This window comes from Protofrankia sp. CiP1_Cm_nod3, assembly GCF_982290655.1.
The window spans coordinates 2,175-3,147 of record NZ_CEVIVD010000113.1 but is presented as its reverse complement, the minus strand read 5'-3'; the positions used below and the strand labels follow the sequence as shown (position 1 = coordinate 3,147).

The 973-nt window shown below is 76.5% G+C and carries 1 protein-coding gene; it reads right to left on the bottom strand.

Annotated elements, in window-relative coordinates; genetic code table 11:
• The coding region (locus AC5LUJ_RS18310; RefSeq protein WP_493465362.1) for a septum formation family protein at positions 1 to 796 on the bottom strand (796 nt) is incomplete at its 3' end.
• Between the last annotated feature and the right edge of the window lie 177 nt (positions 797 to 973).

The window sequence follows — 973 nt, the reverse complement described above, 5'->3', positions numbered from 1 at the left end:
CCGGCGCCGGGCCGACCCGCGGCCGTAGATCGTCGGCGCGCACGGTACACACCAGCGCGTGGGTGCCGGCCTGCCAGGCGCTCTCCTCCGGGTAGATCGAGGCGATCCTCAGGCCGGGGACGCCACCGGCGTCGCCGAAGAGGGCGCGCGCGGCCGCCACACAGTCCCTCGCGGTGGCGGCGTCCAGCGCCGGGCGGCCCGGCCAGCCGGGGAAGGGCGCGGCCAGGTCGACCACCCCCGTCACCTGGTCGAGGTGCGGCTGGTCGCAGCCCACCTTGGCGGGGGTGGCCTCGCGTGCCGAATCCGGCGCCCACAGCAGGCAGTCCCCCGGCCGTAGCCCGCTGAGCAGGGTGGGCTCGAGCACGAACCGCTGCGCCCGGGCGGAGAGCACGGCCGGGCTCGTCGCCGGCGGGCCGGCGGCCGCCGGCGGGCCGCCGGGAGCGGGCTCGTGCATCCGGACCGGGGTGCCGGCCGAGGGCGCCGGGGCGGACACCACCGCCGTGCGCGGGTTGTTACGGAGCAGGAAGAGACCAAGGCCCGCCATCCCGGCGAGCAGGGTCAGGAACGCCACCAGCCGGGTGGTGCGACGGCGGCGCGGGGAGCCCGGCGCCCACATCCAGCGGTAGAACACCCGCTGCCCCTTCGACCGGACGGGCTCCACCCGGCAGCGGCCGCGCGCGGCCTCGCCGGAGGCTGCCACCCGTTCATCGGCTGACGGCTCGATGAAGCGCGCGGAGCGCACGAAAGTGTCATCGAGGCGCAACCCCTCGAACGGGTCCCGACCGTCCCGAGCCATGGCTTTCACGGTAAACCCAGGGACTCGTTTCCCACACCGTGGCCACTGAACCAGGGGGCAGGTCACCACGGCCCGTGGCACACCGCGGTGGACCGCGGTGACCGGGCCGTCCGGCCTCGGTGAGGAGCCGGCCGGAGGGCCCGGTCACCGGTTCCCCGTCAGCTCCTCACCGGCCGG